An 18,246-nucleotide genomic window follows, 5' to 3' on the forward strand; every position below is an offset into this window, starting at 1 on the left:
GCCCCACTCGATGTCCATCGGGCGGCCGTAGTGCTGCTCGATGATCATGGCGTAGCGGCCCAGCTCGAGCACGTCGGCGTCGGTCAGGGAGTACACATTGCGCTCGGCTTCGGCGACGTCGATGGTGCGGGTGGACTTGCCGGCTTCCTTCTTCTCGGCGAAGACCATCTTGATGAGCTTGGAGCCGAGGTTGCGGCGGATCACGGCGGGCTTGCCCTGGGCCAGGGTGGCCTTGTGCACGTAGAACTCGTCGGGGTTCACGGCGCCCTGCACCACGGTCTCGCCGAGGCCGTAGGAGGCGGTGATGAAGACCACGCCGTCGAAGCCGGATTCGGTGTCCATGGTGAACATCACGCCGGAGGCGCCGATGTCGGAGCGGACCATGCGCTGCACGCCGGCGGACAGGGCGACTTCAGCGTGGGTGAAGCCCTTGTGCACGCGGTAGGCGATGGCGCGGTCGTTGTACAGGGAAGCAAACACTTCCTTGATGGCGTGGAGGATGTTCTCGTAGCCGTGGATGTTCAGGAAGGATTCCTGCTGGCCGGCGAAGGAGGCGTCGGGCAGATCCTCGGCGGTGGCGGAGGAGCGCACGGCAAAGCTGCCTTCGCCTTCGGCGGTGAGCTTCTCGTAGGCGGTCTTGATCTCGGCTTCGAGGGCCGGCGGGAAGGGGGTGTCCACAATCCACTGGCGGATCTGGGCGCCGGTGCGGGCCAGGGCCACCACGTCATCCACATCCAGGCTCTCGAGGGCGCCGCTGATGCGCTCGGCCAGGCCCTGATAGGCGAGGAACTCGCGGTAGGCATCGGCCGTGGTGGCAAAGCCGCCGGGCACGCGCACGCTGGAGGGCAGCTGGCTGATCATCTCGCCGAGCGAGGCGTTCTTTCCGCCAACCTGTTCCACATCGGACATGCGGAGCTCTTGGAAGGGAATGACGTTACGGGACATGGGGAGTCTTCCTGGGAGAAAAGGGAAAAAGGGTTGAAAGCGGTATATGAATATTTTTGTTGGCGCGTATTGTAAGGCGATTTGCTGCCCTGCCGCATGCAGGGTTTATCCTAACGCGCCGGGGTTTTCCGGCCCTGCCGACTCGATCACGAAACACGTCGCCAGCCGGTTTTTCCGGTGAAGCCAGCCTGTTGGCGGCCGGATCGCCGGAATGGGATAAGATGCGGCGTCGGCCCTGCAGGATGGGGCCAGCGCTCATGTCCTTTCCCCTGTTGGCACTTCCATGACCCAGACCCGCCCCGTTTTCTTCATCTCCGACGGCACAGGCATCACCGCCGAGACCCTTGGTCACAGTCTTCTTGCCCAGTTTCCGGAAACCCGCTTCCGCCATCACCGCCTGCCCTTCGTGGACACCCCCGAGAAGGCCCACGACTGCGCGCTGCGCATCAAGGATGCGGCCATCGAGAGCGGAATCCGGCCCATCGTCTTCAACACCCTGGTCGACCCGCTGGCCGTGGCGGCCCTGCGCGAGGCGGACGCCCTCTTCCTGGACCTGTTCGAGAAGTTCATCGAGCCCCTGGAGAGCGAGCTGGGGCAGCGCTCCACCCACACCGCCGGGCGCTTCCATGGCATTGCCGAAAGCCAGGACTACAAGCGGCGCATCGAGGCCATCAACTTCACCCTTGCCCACGACGACGGCGTTTCCCATGCCGACCTCGAGGAGGCCGACGTGATCCTGGTGGGTGTGAGCCGCTCCGGCAAGACCCCCACCAGCCTGTACCTGGCCATGCAGTTCGGCATCAAGGCCGCCAACTACCCGCTGATCCCCGAAGACTTCGAGCGCAACAAGCTGCCGGTCGAACTGACCCGCCACCGCAGCAAGCTCTTCGGCCTCACCATCGGCCCTGATCGCCTGTCCCAGATCCGCCAGGAGCGCCGCCCCAACAGCCGCTATGCCTCCCTCGACAACTGCCTGTCCGAGATCGAGGCGGCCCAGCGCATGATGAAGCGCGAAGGCATCAAGTGGCTTGATTCCACCGCCAAATCCATCGAAGAGATCTCCACCATCATCCTGCAGGAAGTCCGGCTCGACCCCGCCTCTTACTGAGGAGGGAATCACCGGCCTTCGTGCCCTGTCCAATTCGTATAACAAGGAGAGCCCCGATGAAACGCAACCGACTCGGGCGTCGCGGAGGATTGCCGCGCGACGCCGAACAACTCCTGTGGCTCGCCAATGGCCTGGCCGATTCCAGTAGCCGCGCTGAAGATCACTTCTGGGACCAACGCCTCGCCGATGCCGTGGACGGCCTGCTGCGGGCCGAGGACGAAGAAGCCCTCACCACCGCCCTCGATCACCTGAGCTCGGCCACCGCCAGCGTCCACGCCTACGACGAACTCGCCGACATGATCGAGTCGCGGGCCGAGGGTGCCCTGAAGTCGGACGACCAGCACGACGTGCTGCTGATCGCCGCGCCGGTGATGGCCTGGTCGCGCTACCGTATTCCGGCCGCTCCGATTGCCGCCGCGGTGATGGCCAACCTGCGGGTGCATCTCAAGGCCCATGTGCTGGCCACCGGCGTCAAGCTGGCCCTCGCCGACTTCCTGTTCAGCCCGGATCAGCTCCCCCAGGGTTACTGCGCCACGGCGGATTTCGCCACCCACCTGGGCAAGGCCGCCGAAGCCGACACCGACCTGCACATCAAGACCGACAACCTGCCGGAAACCGCCCAGTTCCTGTCCGACAACCGCTACCTGCTGGGAGCAGTGGTGGTGCCCAAGGGCGCCCCCATCTTCCGCTGGCAGGAAGAGGACTGCAGCCGTGACCAGGCCCTGGAGCAATGGCGCGCCCAAGGCGGTGCCTGCGTGGCCCCGCTGCTCACCGGTTGCGCCTTCGAGGTGGTGCTGCCCAACGCCTACTTCGCCGCCAGCCGCGAAGCCGACAAGGCCTCCCGCCCCTACTCCATCCAGGCCTCGGTGGCCTTCCTGAGCACCACCCTGGATACCCCGGCGGCCGGCGTCCGGGCCGTGGTGGCACCCTTCTTCGAACGCCAGGTGGAGGAGTTCCGCATCGGCTTCACCCTGAGCGGCCAGAGCGACGTGGTGCACGGCGTGGTGTGGCCCCTGCTGGGCGCAGAAGACGAGAGCAGCGAGACCCTCGGCCAGATCGAGGCCACCCTGCAGGCCTGCGGCATCACCGACATCATGATTCTCGACAACGAGTTTCCGATGGAATACTGCGACGACTGCGGCGCCCCCATGTATCCCTCGCCCGAGGGAGAGGCGGTGCACGCCGAACTGCCTGAAGAGCAGGCCGAGCAGATGCCCAAGCACCTGCACTGACGCCAGCGGGTGGGGTTCGCCCCGCCCCCTTCCCCCGGACCCGATCAGCCACCCCACCGGAGAACCTTCATGCCCCGCAAGATCCACAGAAGTGACGCCGAATGGCGTGCCCTGCTGACGCCCGAGGAATACGCCGTCACCCGCCAGAAGGGGACCGAGCGTGCCTTCACCGGCCGCTACTGGGACTGCTCCGCGCCCGGCAGGTATGTGTGCACGTGCTGCGGCGCCGACCTGTTCTCGTCGGCCCACAAGTTTGACTCGGGCTGCGGTTGGCCGAGCTTTCACAGCGCGGCAGCCCCCGAGAACGTCGAGGAAGCCGAAGACCGCAGCCACTTCATGGTGCGCACCGAAGTGCTGTGCCGGGAATGCGGCGCCCATCTGGGCCACGTCTTCGAGGACGGCCCCGCCCCCACCGGGCTGCGCTATTGCATCAATTCGGTGTCGGTCAAGCTCCAGCAGGACGAATGACTAGCGCCGCATGGCGGCGTAGGTCTGGGACATGAAATCGCGGCGGTAGAGCACCAGCACGATCAGGGTGGTCACCGCCACGAAAGCCCAGGGCTGCACGAACCAGAACACCGCAGCCAGGCCGAAATAGTAGGCCCGGATCCCCCGGTTGAACTCATCCCCGGCCAGGGAATTGACCCGGGCAAAGCGCTGGGCGTCGGCCTCGGTGCCCTCCCCCGGCGGCGGCGCGGCACCGATCAGGATGGACAGCATGTTGAACTGGCGCAGGGCCCAGGTGAACTTGAAGTAGGCCACCACAAACACCAGCAGCAACAGGATCAGCTTCACCTCCCACACCTCCCGCGACACGTGCCGGGCAAAGGGCAGATCGGACGCTGCATCGATCAGCTTGTCCATCGTACCGAGCAGCGCCAGCAGGCCTGCGATCACATAGATGGTGGTATTGGCATAGAAGGAGACGTTCTGCATCAGGTTACCGATCAGCGCCGCATCCGCCACCCGTACGTCCCGCCGTAACAACTGCCGCCCCCATTCCTCCCGGAACCAGTGGCTCGCCCCGAGCAAACCGCGCATGGTGCCGCCCGGGCCATGCTCCACCACCCAGCCGTAGCCGAACCAGCAGGCCAGAAACCAGATCAGGGCGATCCAGTCCACCACCGTGAAGGCCGTCAGCCAGACACCCTGCATCAGGATGCCTCCAGCAGGAAATCACGGATCGGGGCAATCTGTGCCGGGTCCATCAGCACGGGGGCATGCCCCACGTCCGGCACCTCGACGAGCCGGGCCCGCGGGCCTCTGGCCCCCATCTCGGCGGCAGTCTCCGGGAGCAACAGATCAGACTCGGCCCCCCGCATCACCAGCGTCGGACAGACGATGGCGTCATACACCTGCCACAGATCCACGTCGGCAACCAGGGGCGACTTGCGGAAGGGCTCGGCGATGCCCGGGTCGTAGCGCATCACCCAGCCGCCGTCCGTCTCCTTGATGGACGACTCGGTAAGGTGCCGCCACTGGGCATCCGTCAGGCGCCCGAAGGGTACGCTGACCGCGCGGATGTAGGCCTCCGCCGCCTCTGGGCTGGGGAACACCGGGGCCTGCCCCACGTACTGGCCGATACGCTGGATGGAACTGAGCGTGACCAGCGGCCCCACGTCATTGAGCACCAGCCGCTGGATCGGCGTGTCGGGCAGACTGGCCAGCAGCATACCGATCAGGCCGCCCATGGACGTCCCCACCCAATGCACGCTTTCCACGTCCAGCCGGGCGATCAGGGTCACCATGTCGGCCACGTAGGTGGGCAACTGGTAATCGTCCGTCACCGGCAGCCAGGCACTTCGCCCCCGCCCCGCCACATCAGGGCAGACAACCCGGTAATGCGGTGCCATGGCCCGGGCCAGATCGTCAAAATCACGACCATTGCGCGTCAGGCCGTGAGCGCATATCAGCACCCGTGGATTGGCCGGATCCCCCCACTCCACGTAGGCCATGCGGTGCAGACCATGGGGCCCGATGCACTGGACACTGCACTGACGAGGCTCGGCCGACGCCGGCGCACCGGAGAACTGCGACTTGAGGGGAGTGAGTTCGCTCATGATCGGGAGGGGAAGGCAAGGTAAGTAACCAAGGATAGCATCGTCACCCAGCGCCGGGCCTCAGCGCCCGTACCAGTAACGTGGTTGGCGAACCCGCTCAGCCTCGGGCTCCAGCGGGCCCGGGCCAAGCCCGAAACTCACGGCCCCCAGGGCGTCCGTGCGCAGCATGCCGGCACCACTGAGCGCCCAGCGAGCCCAGACCTCGGGACTGGGGTGCCGGAAGCGATTGCGATAGCCCACCGGAAAGATCACCCAACGTGGCGCGGTGGCCGCGACGAAAGCCGGGGTAGACGATGTGCGACTGCCATGATGGGGTACCACCAGCACATCACTTGCCAGAGCCGCCGCGTCGCGCTGCAGCAAGCGGGCCTCAGATACGGCCTCGATGTCGGAGGTCAGCAGCAGGCGCCGGCCCGCAGCCTCCACCCGCAGCACACAGGCCTGGTCGTTGGTCTTGCTGGCCCCGGTGCCAGCCTCGGGATGCAGCATGTCGAAGCGGACCCCATCCCATTCCCAGGCCTGCCCGGCGGCGCAGGGCGTGTCCCGCGGGCCGGCGATCAGGCGCGCCGGGTGATTCTCCGGCAAGGAGCTGCGCACCTCGTCCACGGGAATCCCGTCCAGCACCGCTTCGGCACCGCCAGCATGGTCGTTGTCCTGATGGGTCACGACCAGGGCCTGCAGGTGTCTCACCCCTGCGGCCCTGAGGTAGGGCAGCAGGATGCGCTCGCCGCTGTTGGCATCGGCCGAAAATGCCGGCCCCGTGTCGTAAAGCAGGTCATGGGTCGCTGTCTGGACATGCACGGCCAGGCCCTGCCCCACATCCAGCACGGTCACCCGGGCCTCCCCTTCCAGGGGTCGCGACGGCGTCCACAGCACCAATGGGATCAAGGTGGCAAGGCCAAGCCAGCGGGCCGGCGTCCCCCGGGGGAGCAGGGCCCACAGACAGCCCAGGGTGGCCACCACGGCCAGGGCTGGCGGTGGTGCGGCTTGATGCCACGCGGCACCCGGCAGGCTCCCCAGCCAGTGCACCGGCACCATGGTCAGTGCGAAGGCACCGTGGGCCAGGTCGGCAAGAATCTGCAGGGGCAATAGCGCAAACAGCAGGGCAAGTGGCGTGACCACGAAGCTCACCAGCGGAATCGCAATGGCGTTGGCCAGGGGCGAGACCAGGGAGAACTGCTGGAAGAGCACCAGCAAGGCGGGGATCAGGCCGAGCGTCACGGCCCACTGGGTACGCAGTACGCCGCCCAAACGCCCTTCCGAACCGATCCGCCCTGTACTGACCAGAAACAGCAGGGCCACGGCGCCAAAGGACAACCAGAACCCGGCGGCCGTGATCGCCCACGGGTCGAGGATCAGCACCATTCCCAGGGCCAGGGCCAGCACCCGGCTGGGCGCCGTATCCCGGCGCAGCACCAGGGCCAGGGCCACGCAACCCAGCATGTACAGCGTACGCTGGGCAGGTACGCCCCAGCCGGCAAGCAGGCAATAGACAAGGGCCATGAAGAACCCCGCCAGCACACCCGCCTGCTGGGCAGGCCAGCGCAGGGCCAGGGCCGGTATGCGGCGCCACACCCACCCGGTCAGGGCCGCAAGCAGGGCCGCCACCATGGTGACGTGCATGCCGCTGATGGCGACCAGGTGCGAGATCCCGGTGCGGGCAAACACGCGCCACAGCTCGGGAGAGATCGAACGCTGATCGCCCACCGCCAGTGCCACCAGGACCCCGGCATAGGGCGCATCAGGCAACGCCTGGCGGAAGCGCTCGCGGGCCGCCTCGCGAAGGCGCTCGATGGCGTACATCATGCCCGGTGCCCGGGCTTCGATGCGCCGGTTGCCCTCCGCCGGCCGCACATAGCCTGTCGCCCGGATACCCTGCTGCAGCAACCAGCCCTCGTAGTCAAAACCATGGGGATTGACGTTGCCATGAGGGCGCTTCAGTCGCACCGTGAGCGCCCAGCGCTCGCCCGCGTGAATCTCGGGCAGGGCGTGCATTTCGTCCTCCCGAAACCCCCGATACCAGGCCAGGGAGATCACCGGCGGCACAGGCGCCGGACCGCTGTCCACGTGAAAGGTGAAACGGACGCCCCGTTCGAACGCTTGAGGCAGGGACGCCACCACGCCGGTGAGCACCACATCGCGCCCCTCCCACGCCCCCGGCAGCGCATCGGCCAGCCGCAGATCGGCGCGCCAGGCAGCAAAGCTCCATCCCGCCAGCAGGGTGCCAACCAGCGCGAGGAACAGGTGCGCCCAGCGCGCAGAACGCCCCTGCCAGCGACGTGCTCCCCAGGCCAGCCCCCCGGCCGCCAGCGCCCCGCCTGCCGTCACCAGCTGCGTCACCCCCGACGGCAGGCTGGCACCGAGCTGGCAGTACAGGACACCCACAGAAAATCCCAAAGACATAATTCGCATGGAGCGGAATCTAGCCCGAGTGGGCCGAATCACCAAGGCCCAGCCCCTCGGTTAGAATCCCGCCACAGCCACGGAGCCCCCGGCCCCCTCCTCCCCCACCCATGCGACGACTGCTGAAACGCTACCTGCCCGACCCCACCGCGCTCGCCGCCAACCGCTGGCTCGCGCCTTTCGGCTCAACCCTGTTCCACCCTCGGCTATGGCACCTGAACCGCCACTCTGCCGCAGGGGCCGTTGCCATCGGTCTTTTCTGCGGCCTCATTCCCGGGCCCTTTCAGATGTTTGGCGCGGCACTGGCCTGCATGGCCTTGCGGGTCAACCTGCCCCTGGCCCTGTTTGCCACCCTGTACACCAACCCGTTCACCATCCTGCCCCTGTACATCCTGGCCTTCTCCATCGGCGAAGGGCTGCTGGGCGCTGGCAAGGTCGGCTTCACGCCTCCACCAGAATGGGCGGGGGGTGACCTGCTGAACTGGATTTCGGCCCTCGGGGCCTGGATGGCCGATCTGGGCCGGCCTCTGGCACTGGGCCTCGTCGTACTTGCCTCCGGTCTTGCCGTGGCCGGCTACCTGCTCACGCGGCTTGCGTGGCGGGCTTATCTGGTCCATCACTGGCACCGACGCCGGCGTCACTGAATGGTCCGCGCAAAACAAAACCGGAAGCATGGGCTTCCGGTTTTGTTTTCAAGGTGGGGAAAAACTCAGATGCGGAAGTGGGAAACCTCGGAGCGCAATTGCTGGGCCAGGTTTTCCAGACGGCGGGCCGTGCCTGCCGTCTCCCGCACCGCGTTGGAGTTCTGCTCTGCCATCTGGGCAATGCGCTCGACGTTGCGGGCGATATCCGTACTGGCCGCCCCCTGCTCCCGGAGCGCTGCCGAGATATCCGTGACAGCCCGAACCACCTGGCTGGCGCCCTCACGAATCTGGTCCATCGAGTTGCCCGCCTGACCGGCCAGCACCACCCCTTCCTGAACCCGGACCACGCCATCCTGCATGGTATCGACTGCCCGGCTGGTGCCCTGCTGAATGGCCACCACCATGCTGGTGATCTCGTCGGTGGCCTTGGCGGTACGTTCCGCCAGCTTGCGCACCTCGTCGGCCACCACGGCGAACCCGCGTCCCGTCTCACCGGCCCGGGCGGCTTCGATGGCGGCATTCAGTGCCAGGAGGTTGGTTTGATCGGCAATTTCCTTGATGGAGTTGACGATGGTCGAAATCCGCACCGACTGGTCACCCAGGTCCTGAATCACCGAAGCGGATTCCCGCACCGAGATGGCGATACGCTCCATCTCCTCCACCGTGCGCGCCACCACGGCACCGCCATCGCTGGACAGACGCCCCGATTCAGCAGAAATACCCTCGGCGGACGAGGCACTGGAGGCGATCTCCTCAATGCCGACGGTCATCTCCTCCACTGCGGCAGCCATGCTGGATGCGGCGGAGCTTTGCTGATCCGAGCCACTGGAAACCAGTGTGGCCGAGCTGGACAGAGACACCGCCGCCCCGGCCACATCATTGGCACCGGACTGGACCTTCGCAATCACTTCGGAGAAGGACTGGGCCATCTGATTGAACTGGTCGGAAACCTGCCTCAATTCATCCTGCGCCGAAAAATCGATGCGGCTGCGGAGATTTCCGGCAGCCAGTTCTTGGGCGCCCACACGCAACTCATGAACCGATTGCATCACGGCAATGCAGAAACCCACCGACAGATAGAGCAAGGCCAGCAGAGACAAGCCCGAGAGTGCCGCCGCAACGTAGAAGTCCTGCTTCAGATCGATGAGCCGCTTGTCGAGCAACGCACTGGCTTCAGGAATCAGCGTACCGTAAGTCTTGACGAACACCAGGTCGATCACCTTGGTCACCATGTCGAAATAGGCCGGTGGCGCCATCTCGAAATTTCCTTTGAGAACATGGTTCTGGAGCTGATCGACAACCCGTGAGGCCGCGGCGTTGAAATCCTTGCCCAATGCTTCCAGGATCGGGCGAATGTTGGCATTGGCCGTGGCTGCCCGCTCGAAATTCTCGTTCAGATCCAGCACTGCCATGTTCAGCTCACCCAATTGGGAGCTGATGTCGAAACGCCGCTGGTCATCCACGGCCTTGGCCGCCAGAACACCAGTCCCCATGGCACGCAGGCGGCCGAGGCGCTCTGAGACATCGGGCACGCGGCGCAGCGTGTTGTCGATGAGATAGTAAGTATCAGCAGACGGATCGAGGGTCAGGTTGCCGTCGTCACCCAGGTCATGCAGGGCAAGAACGATCTTGCGGATGAGCCCGGTATGCGCAACGAGGTTGTCCCGGGGGGCCATCTGCATACCACCACTGCGCAAGGCCTCCCACCCGCCCCGCACTTCGGTCCATCGACGACTCGCCGTCGGGGTCGCATCCGCCACCAGTGCCTCATCGGCGGCTTTCATGGCCAGCACCAGCTCTTCAGTCTTCTTCTGAAGGCGCGGGCGCAATTCTTCATTGCCGTTGAGCACACCCGACGACAGACCTCGATGCTGCTGGGTCAGCTCCAGCACCTTCAGCAACCGGGGCACGCGTTGAATGGAATCCAGCTCTTTCTCGGTGAACTCGATGCTGGCGCGCAGCGACAAGGTCAGCTGGATCAGCAGGAAGCCGATCACGAGAAGGGCAATTAAGCCGAGAAGGGTGAATTTTGCCGGATAACGCATGCGGTTGAGCATGGCGACGGCCGGTGAAAAGAGGGCTTTCATGGTTACTCCGACAGGGTCTTGGTCGTTATCAGCACTACTCCCCCACCTATCGGCCCAGGTGCCTGCAAACTTAAGGGAAACCCGAATTCCTGCCCGCCCCCTCTTGAACCACTCAGTCCCCGGAGAACAGCACCCCATCGCGCAGATGCAGGATCCGACTGGCTCGGGCAGCCAGCTGCAGGTCGTGCGTGACGATGACGAAGCTCGTACCCCGCTCCTCCGCCAACTCGAGCATCAGGGCAAAGACCTTCTCGGCAGTGTGCCGGTCAAGGTTGCCGGTCGGCTCATCGGCCAGTACGCAGGCCGGCTGGGTGACCAGCGCCCGGGCGATGGCCGCGCGCTGGCGCTCCCCCCCCGACAGCTCGCCCGGCGTATGGCTCAAGCGATGGCCAAGCCCGACAGACTTGAGGGTTTCCGCGGCCCGTGCCAGGGCTTCGTCCTTCTTCATGCGCCGCACGAAGAGTGGCATGGCCACGTTCTCGACGGCCGAGAACTCAGCCAGCAGGTGGTGGAACTGATACACAAAACCCAGCGACTCGTTGCGCAGCCGGCCCCGCTCCGCATCGGAAATCGTTGAAAAATCCTTGCCAAGCAGCTTCACCCCCCCGGCCGACGGCGCATCAAGCCCGCCAAGGAGGTGCAGCAGAGTGCTCTTTCCGGACCCGGACGAGCCCACCACGGCCACCCGCTCGCCCCGGGCCACGGCCAGGGACACATTGCTCAGCACCTCGACCGCATCCTCCCCCTCACGGAAGGACTTGGACAGCCCGCTACATTCGATCACCGGCTGTTGCATCGCCACATCACTCATAGCGCAGGGCCTCCGCCGGATTGAGGCGGGATGCCCGCCAGCTCGGATACAGGGTGGCCACCAGGGTCAGCACGAAGGACACGGTCGTGATCGTGATCACGTCCGTCCATTGCAACTCGGAGGGCAGATCGGAGATGTAATAGACATCCTTGGCCAGAAACTGGATGCCCAGGGCCCGCTCAATGGCCGGCACCACCACATCGATGTTGAGGGCCAGGCTGACACCACCCAGCACCCCCAGCGCCAGACCGATGAAGCCGATCAGCGCCCCCTGGATCACGAAAATCCCCATGATCGAGCCGGGGCTGGCCCCGAGGGTACGCAGGATGGCAATGTCGGCCTGCTTGTCCTGCACCGCCATCACCAGGGTAGACACAATGTTGAAGGCCGCCACGGCCACGATCAGCAGCAGGATGATGAACATCACGTTCTTCTCGATCTGCACGGCCCGGAAAAAGTTGGCATGGCTGCGTGTCCAGTCAGACACCACCGCATCCGCATCCACAAAGGCGCTCAGCTCACGGGCCACCCGGGGCGCCTCGAACAGGTCGTCGAGCTTCAGGCGCACGCCGGAAACCCGGTCCTCCATGCGATAGAGGGTCTGGGCATCGTTGAGATGGACCAGGGCCAGGCTGGAGTCGTATTCGTACATCCCCACTTCAAAGATACCCACCACCCGGAACTGTTTCAGGCGCGGCAGGATGGCCGCCGGGGTCACCAGGCCCTGGGGAGCGATCAGTGTCACCTTGTCGTTCATGGACACTCGCAAGGCCCGCGCCAGATCAGCCCCCAGGACAATGCCGAATTCACCGGCGCGCAGATCGTCAAGCCGCCCGAAGCGCATGTGCTGGGCAAAATCGGCCACTTTGTCTTCCGCATCGGGCACGATCCCGCGGATCAGGGTGCCGCGCACCGTCTGATCAAAGGACAGCATGCCCTGGGCCTGCACGAAGGGCGCCGCAAAACGCACCTGCGGGTGTTTGGCGGCATCATCGGCGACGCGCTGCCAGTTGCTCAGTTCCCCGTCGAAGCCGCTCACCTGGACATGAGACGCCACCCCGAGGATGCGGGTGCGCAACTCCTTCTGGAATCCATTCATCACCGACAGAACAACGATGAGCGCAGCCACCCCCAGGGCGATCCCAAGCATGGACACCAGTGAAATGAAGGAGATGAAACGATTGCGGCCCTGCGCCTGCCGCTTGGAGCGGGTGTAGCGCAGGCCGACGAGAAATTCATAGGACATCAGCACGAAAACCGGAAACGCCGGAGGACGGCGCGAGGGCGCATTGTGCCGGAGTTGGCAGGGGCTGGGTATCCTCGCCTGCACCGGGCAGTACAATCCCCTGCCGCGTGGCTTCGGGACGGACCTAGCGGCAACGGCCCCCGCCCGCCCCGCCAGGAACCTGACCATGCTTCGAGCCTCCCTTGCAGCCCTGCTAATCGCCCTGCCTTCCGTCGCCATCGCCGGGACGGTTCTCCTGACCCGACCCGACAAGCTGCGCGAAAGCCCCTCACCCTTTGCTTTCGGGATCGCCGACGTGCATCGGCGCAGCAGTGCTCAGGTGCTGGAAGTGCGTGGCGAGTGGGTCCGGGTAGGGATCGCCGGCAGCCGGAGCGGCTGGATTCACCGGGACAGCACGGATCTGGACAGCCGGCCCCCAGAGAGCACAACTGTCCCTGCCCCCGCCTACCCCATGAACAACGCGCCCTCCGCCGCCGTACCGCGCAGCGCTGCCCGGGCCAGCAATCACGCCCTGATTCTCGATCTAAGCTCTCCGCCCCCAGGCGGGCTCGCCAATCCCGATGCCAGAAGTGCGGGCCGTATGGCAGCACTGATGGGCGTCCCCGACGCCAATAGCCGCTATCTCGCCCACGATGCCCTCAGCCTGGATGGCCTGCGCCAGGCCCTGGCCGAACTCGATGCACGGGTCGGTGACCAGGACAAGGTCTTCATCCATCTTGCCGGCTTCGGCGCCCGCCCTCGGAACGGGCAGACCTGCGGCGACGCCCTTCTCAGCGCTGACCAGCACATGTTCACCGCCACCGAACTACACCGCTACCTGGACGGTCTGGCAGCCCGTGCTGACAAGGTCTTTGTCATCATCGATGCCGGTCGGGGCGACGACCGCAAACCCGGCCCAGCGCAGCGCAGCCGCTTCAGCCAACAGCCCGCTGCCGACAGCACCTGTAGCAGCGAGAGCTTCGGCCAAGGCAGCACACCGTTGCCGTACAATGTCCAGATCCTGCTGGCTGCCCCCCGCCATCGGACAGCTTTCGAGGACGAGAATGGCGGCCTTGCAACCCAGGCCCTGCTTGCCTGCCTGGAAGGCAAGGCACCGACACCGGGTGAGAGCGGCCTTGCCGACGGCGATGCCCTGCGCCGCTGCGCCCAGCCCCTGCTCGACCGCAAACCGGGTGGCCAGCAGCTGGCCCTCGCCGGCAACCCGGCGCTGATTCCAGCCCCCTTTTCCTGGGCCTCGGACCCGATCGGTGCCGAGGCCCCCCGACGCACGCTCGACGCCATCCACGCCCAGCGCGACCAGCGCCGGCGCTTTGACGTCCGACCCAGCGGCCGCGCCAACGCCACGACCACGCCAATACAGATTGTCAGTGACCGCCCCGGGCATCTGTACGTCCTGATGGCCGGCGAAGACGGTCTAAGCTTGCTCTACCCCAACCAATACAGCCCCGACACACGCCTGGAGCCCGGCACCAGCGTCAGCCTGCCGCCCCCCGAAGGCCGCAAGTCCCTGGCTGGCGCCCGCCTGCTTTTTCTACTGACCGATGGCGCACGCACCCCGTACCGGGGCGGCTTTGTTCCCGCGGGCGCTGTATCGGTCACCCACCCGGACGCTCGCGGCCTGCGCAGCGCCACCGAAGAGCTCCTCGGCGGCGACGCAACCCCCCAATGCCGCTTCAGCGAAACCCGTAATCTGGGCGCCACCCAGGCACGTCAGTGCTCAACGGGGTTCGCCGCGAAATGGATCACCATGCCGGGGGGCAACGCCCCTCGATAAGGGCTCCGGGTGCAGCCAGCCCCTCCCGGTGAAACTTGAGATCGCAGCCAAACCCCGCATGCGTGCGGCACTCCACTAGAATATCGCCTCCCATCGGAAGCGCCTCTCCCATGCGGACGGGCACCGGTAGGCGGACATTCCGGACCAAATCACCCATGCCACTCACACCGCCCTCGCTAAGAGGGTCATTCAACCATTCACGGCGGGGCCAACCTGGCTTTTTCCGATGCAACTCGAGTTGATTCTCCCCGGCCTGAGCTGGCTCGCCGCAGCTCCCGGTAAACACCCCGCCCACGCCCTGCCCCTCCCGGCCCTGGCCACCCTGCTCGGATTTGCCAGCACACGTTGGGCTGCGCCGGCCGGCATCGATACATTGCTTGCTGACGCCCTGGGCCTCACGAGCAATGTCTCCCATGCCCTGCTGCGGCGCAGCGGTGAAGAAGGCCCTGCGCCGCCGGCCGGAGGCCACTGGCTGTGCTGCGACCCGGTACACCTGCACTTTGCCCGCGACACCCTGCTCCTCGCCGATGCCAGCGGCCTGGCCATCACCCGGCAGGAGGCCGACACGCTCATCGCCGGCCTAAACGACACCTTTGCAGATATCGGGCGCTTCGAGACTCCGGCCCCGGACCGCTGGTATGTACATCTGCCCGAGCGCCCCGAGCCCCGTTTTCATCCCCTGACGGACGTCAATGGCCGGCCGGTTCAACTCTTTCTGCCCGAAGGGGACGACATCCGCCGCTGGGCGCGCCTGTCCAACGAGATCGAGGTTTGGCTCTACAGCCACCCGGTCAATATCGCTCGGGAAGACGCGGGCCAGCGCAAGATCAATGGCATCTGGCTGTGGGGTGCCGGCCCGGAACACGCCCCCTGCACGCCACGGGTCACCCATCTGCAGGCCAGTCAGCCCTACGCGCTTGGCCTGGCACGCCTCGCGGGCCTGAGGCCCGGGACTACTGACGCATACACGACCCCGGCCGGCCCGACCCTGGCCCTGCTCGACACCTTGCAGCGCCCGGCCCTGCACCACGACCGGGACACCTGGATTCACGAACTCGGGCAGCTCGAGGCCCGCTGGTTCGCCCCCCTGCTCGCCGATCTCAAGGCGCGCCGCATCGACGGTGTGCGCATCCGGGTGCCGGACGACAGGCATCTCCTTGAAGTGGACATCACCGCCACCGGCCTGTGGAAATTCTGGCGCAAGCCCCAGCCCCTCGACGCACTGCTGGCCACGGCCCCCCAACCCAATTCAACCACCCCATGACCCGCATCCTTCCCCGTCCGATCCCTGGCCGCGCCGTCAGCCGCCTGCTTGAAGCCGGCACCCATCCCCTGCTGGCCCGTATCTACGCGGCCCGGGGTATCGACAGCCGCGACCAGCTCGACTACAGCCTGAAGGCCCTGCTCCCGCCCACTCAGCTGAAGGGCGTGCATGAGGCCGCCCAGATCCTTGCCGACGCCATCGAGGCCGGCGCGCGCATGGTGATCGTCGCCGACTACGACTGTGACGGTGCCACCGCCTGTGCCGTTGGCATACGCGCCCTGCGGGCCTTTGGCGCCGAGGTTGGCTATCTGGTCCCCAACCGTTTCGAGTACGGTTACGGCCTCACCCCAGCCATCGTCGAACTGGCTGCCGGCATGGAGCCCGACCTGCTGATCACCGTGGATAACGGCATCGCCAGCGTCGACGGCGTGGCGGCGGCACGGGAGCACGGCATCGCCACCGTCATCACCGACCACCACCTACCCGGCGACGAGCTACCCGAGGCCGATGTAATCGTGAACCCCAATCAGCCCGGCTGCCCCTTCCCGAGCAAGGCCCTGGCTGGCGTGGGCGTGATGTTCTACACCATGCTCGCCCTGCGCGCCGAACTGCGCGAACGGGGCGCCTTCGAAGGCAAGACTGAACCCAATCTGGCCGACCTCCTCGATCTCGTGGCCCTGGGCACCGTGGCCGACGTGGTCAAGCTCGACCACAACAACCGCATCCTCGTCTCCCAAGGGCTCCAGCGCATGCGTGCCGACCGCATGCAGCCCGGTATCCGCGCCCTGTTTGCCGCCGCTGGCCGCGACGCCGCCCGGGCCACCACCTTCGACATGGGCTTTGCCCTTGGCCCGCGCCTCAACGCGGCGGGGCGCCTGGCCGACATGTCCCTGGGTATCGAATGCCTGATCACCGACGACATGGGCCGCGCCCTCAACATTGCCCAAGAGCTCGACAAACTCAACCGGGAGCGCCGTGCCATCGAGGCCGATATGCAAGAAGGCGCCATGGCGGAGCTGGACAGCATTGATCCGGGGGCACGCTCAAGCCTCGTGCTGTTCGAGGCCGAATGGCACCAGGGCGTGATCGGCATCCTGGCCGGACGGATCAAGGAGAAGTTCCACCGGCCCACCATCGCCTTTGCCAGAGGGAATGCGGGGGAACTCAAAGGCTCGGGCCGCTCCATTCCCGGCCTGCACCTGCGGGACGCACTTGATCTCGTGACCAAGCAGGCGCCGGCGCTGATCCTCAAGTTCGGGGGCCACGCGATGGCAGCCGGGCTGACCATCCGCGAAGACGATCTGAGCCGCTTCGAGGTTTTGTTTGAGAGCGTGGTACGGGGTCTGATCGACCCCGCCGACCTGACCCGCAGCCTCGAAACCGACGGCCCGCTGGAGGACAGCCTCTACAACCTGGAAACGGCCCGGCTGCTGGAACGGGAGATATGGGGCCAGGGCTTTGCTGCGCCCGTGTTCGATGACACCTTCCGGGTCGAGAACCAGCGCATCCTCAAGGACAAGCACCTCAAGCTGCAGCTGCGCAAGGGCAACACCCGCATCGACGCCATCCAGTTCAACCACGCAGAACCGGCGGGACAGTCCATCCATGCCGCCTTCCGCCTCGCCGTCAACGAGTACAACGGTGCAGCCGGGATTCAGCTGATGCTGGAGCACTTCGATACGGCCTGACGGGCGCAGCGCTCTTCAGGTACGAGTACGTGAACGCAACAAGGCCCCAAAATGGGGCCTTGTTAAATCTTGTTCCGGACAAGTCGGGCTTACCCAACTTGCTCAGGCATTTCAGCCCGCAGCCGCAGCCGGGTCTTCCGCGCCAGGAGGCGAGGCATCCGGGAGATCACTCTCCGCCTCATCCCCATCGGACGCGCCCTTGCCGTCCTGCTTGCGCAAGCGCTTCTCTTCCTGCTTACGCTTTTTTTCCAGTTCCCGCTGACGCTTCTCGAACGAATAATTGGTCTTGGCCAAGATCACCTTCCCGTCATACGGAATGCAAAGGGGATACAACAAGGAACAAACTGAACAAACAGTCACCGGCAACCCGCAGGGTTACCGGTTCTGACTTGCAACGGTGTCGGTGTCAGCCCGACACTGGCGGGCTGAAAAAGCGCTCAGTAACGGTTTCCGCCACCGCCGCCGAAACCACCGCCGCCACCACCACCGGGGCCGCGACGACCGCCGCCACCGCCGCCGAAACCACCACCGCCGCCACCGGGGCCGCGACGACCGCCGCCACCGCCGCCGCCGAAGCCGCCACTACGGGGCTCCTGGGGACGTGCCTCGTTGACGGTCAGATTTCGGCCATCAAAACCCTTGCCGTTGAGGGCAGAAATGGCAGCCTGCGCCTCTTGATCGGAACCCATTTCGACAAAGCCGAAACCCTTGGAGCGGCCGGTTTCGCGGTCCATGATCACCTGGGCAGAAGCCACGGTGCCGAACTCGCCAAAAATCTCTTCCAGACGACTCTTATCCACGCTGTAGGCCAGATTGCCCACGTAAAGCTTAGTACCCAATTGACGCGCTCCATGAAATAAAGGCGGCCGTGAGGAGGTCCGCGCATAGACACAATAGCAAGGCAATTCACGCACGTCGAATGTTTTTGTTATGCACCAGAATGGGGTAATACCGAAGCCCTCAAGCCCGCCGGAAAAACCCCTG

16 protein-coding genes are annotated in these 18,246 nt (G+C 65.6%); 7 read left to right on the forward strand and 9 right to left on the reverse strand.

Features of this window, described 5'->3' with window-relative positions; genetic code table 11:
* A partial coding sequence (locus ACIQ09_RS13000) for a PEP/pyruvate-binding domain-containing protein (protein ID WP_398310358.1) occupies window positions 1-945 on the reverse strand: 945 nt, incomplete at its 3' end.
* Between the two features lie 283 nt (window positions 946-1,228).
* Here ACIQ09_RS13000 and ACIQ09_RS13005 point away from each other — a divergent pair.
* The 3 genes from ACIQ09_RS13005 to msrB all read left to right on the forward strand — a co-directional run bounded on the left by ACIQ09_RS13005 (window position 1,229) and on the right by msrB (window position 3,753).
* Entirely contained in the window at window positions 1,229-2,053 is an 825-nt protein-coding gene (locus ACIQ09_RS13005; RefSeq protein ID WP_398310361.1) for a pyruvate, water dikinase regulatory protein, read from the forward strand.
* A 56-nt stretch (window positions 2,054-2,109) separates the two neighbouring features.
* A complete protein-coding gene (locus ACIQ09_RS13010) occupies window positions 2,110-3,285 on the forward strand; it encodes a DUF2863 family protein (RefSeq protein WP_398310364.1) in 1,176 nt (391 codons plus the stop codon).
* 69 nt (window positions 3,286-3,354) lie between these two features.
* Window positions 3,355-3,753 carry a peptide-methionine (R)-S-oxide reductase MsrB gene (gene msrB / locus ACIQ09_RS13015; RefSeq protein ID WP_398310367.1) on the forward strand — a complete coding sequence of 133 codons (399 nt, stop codon included), beginning with the start codon at window positions 3,355-3,357 and terminating at the stop codon, window positions 3,751-3,753.
* Here the strand turns inward: msrB and ACIQ09_RS13020 are convergent, their stop codons facing one another.
* From ACIQ09_RS13020 to ACIQ09_RS13030, 3 genes are read right to left on the reverse strand one after another with little or no spacing between them, the layout of a single operon-like run.
* Window positions 3,754-4,440 (reverse strand): DUF599 domain-containing protein, encoded by a 687-nt coding sequence (locus ACIQ09_RS13020; RefSeq protein WP_398310370.1) that lies wholly within the window; start codon window positions 4,438-4,440, stop codon window positions 3,754-3,756.
* A complete protein-coding gene (locus ACIQ09_RS13025) occupies window positions 4,440-5,345 on the reverse strand; it encodes an alpha/beta fold hydrolase (RefSeq protein WP_398310373.1) in 906 nt (301 codons plus the stop codon). The genes ACIQ09_RS13020 and ACIQ09_RS13025 overlap by 1 nt, the downstream gene beginning before the upstream one ends.
* Window positions 5,346-5,405: 60 nt before the next feature.
* Window positions 5,406-7,730 (reverse strand): DNA internalization-related competence protein ComEC/Rec2, encoded by a 2,325-nt coding sequence (locus ACIQ09_RS13030; protein WP_398310376.1) that lies wholly within the window; start codon window positions 7,728-7,730, stop codon window positions 5,406-5,408.
* A 128-nt stretch (window positions 7,731-7,858) separates the two neighbouring features.
* On the opposite strand from ACIQ09_RS13030, the gene ACIQ09_RS13035 reads away from it, so the two are divergent.
* A complete protein-coding gene (locus ACIQ09_RS13035; protein ID WP_398310379.1) occupies window positions 7,859-8,392 on the forward strand; it encodes a DUF2062 domain-containing protein in 534 nt (177 codons plus the stop codon).
* Between the two features lie 65 nt (window positions 8,393-8,457).
* On the opposite strand, the gene ACIQ09_RS13040 is transcribed toward ACIQ09_RS13035, so the two are convergent.
* From ACIQ09_RS13040 to ACIQ09_RS13050, 3 genes are all read right to left on the reverse strand, one after another.
* A complete protein-coding gene (locus ACIQ09_RS13040) occupies window positions 8,458-10,479 on the reverse strand; it encodes a methyl-accepting chemotaxis protein (RefSeq protein WP_398310382.1) in 2,022 nt (673 codons plus the stop codon).
* A 112-nt stretch (window positions 10,480-10,591) separates the two neighbouring features.
* Window positions 10,592-11,290 carry a lipoprotein-releasing ABC transporter ATP-binding protein LolD gene (lolD, locus tag ACIQ09_RS13045; protein ID WP_398310385.1) on the reverse strand — a complete coding sequence of 233 codons (699 nt, stop codon included), beginning with the start codon at window positions 11,288-11,290 and terminating at the stop codon, window positions 10,592-10,594.
* A complete protein-coding gene (locus ACIQ09_RS13050) occupies window positions 11,283-12,536 on the reverse strand; it encodes a lipoprotein-releasing ABC transporter permease subunit (protein WP_398310388.1) in 1,254 nt (417 codons plus the stop codon). Before ACIQ09_RS13050 ends, lolD begins: the two co-directional genes overlap by 8 nt.
* 166 nt (window positions 12,537-12,702) lie before the next feature.
* Here ACIQ09_RS13050 and ACIQ09_RS13055 point away from each other — a divergent pair, with 166 nt between their 5' ends.
* From ACIQ09_RS13055 to recJ, 3 genes are all read left to right on the forward strand, one after another.
* Window positions 12,703-14,310, forward strand: coding sequence for a caspase family protein (locus tag ACIQ09_RS13055; RefSeq protein WP_398310391.1), 1,608 nt, complete (start codon window positions 12,703-12,705; stop codon window positions 14,308-14,310).
* 226 nt (window positions 14,311-14,536) lie between these two features.
* A complete protein-coding gene (locus ACIQ09_RS13060; RefSeq protein ID WP_398310394.1) occupies window positions 14,537-15,574 on the forward strand; it encodes a hypothetical protein in 1,038 nt (345 codons plus the stop codon).
* Window positions 15,571-17,262, forward strand: coding sequence for a single-stranded-DNA-specific exonuclease RecJ (gene recJ / locus ACIQ09_RS13065; protein ID WP_398310396.1), 1,692 nt, complete (start codon window positions 15,571-15,573; stop codon window positions 17,260-17,262). Before ACIQ09_RS13060 ends, recJ begins: the two co-directional genes overlap by 4 nt.
* A gap of 111 nt (window positions 17,263-17,373) precedes the next feature.
* Here the strand turns inward: recJ and ACIQ09_RS13070 are convergent, their stop codons facing one another.
* Window positions 17,374-17,556 (reverse strand): hypothetical protein, encoded by a 183-nt coding sequence (locus ACIQ09_RS13070; RefSeq protein WP_398310399.1) that lies wholly within the window; start codon window positions 17,554-17,556, stop codon window positions 17,374-17,376.
* Between the two features lie 143 nt (window positions 17,557-17,699).
* Window positions 17,700-18,101 carry an RNA recognition motif domain-containing protein gene (locus ACIQ09_RS13075; protein ID WP_398310402.1) on the reverse strand — a complete coding sequence of 134 codons (402 nt, stop codon included), beginning with the start codon at window positions 18,099-18,101 and terminating at the stop codon, window positions 17,700-17,702.
* Window positions 18,102-18,246: the final 145 nt, after the last annotated feature.

The organism is Zoogloea sp. (assembly GCF_044344315.1).
GTDB lineage: Bacteria > Pseudomonadota > Gammaproteobacteria > Burkholderiales > Rhodocyclaceae > Zoogloea.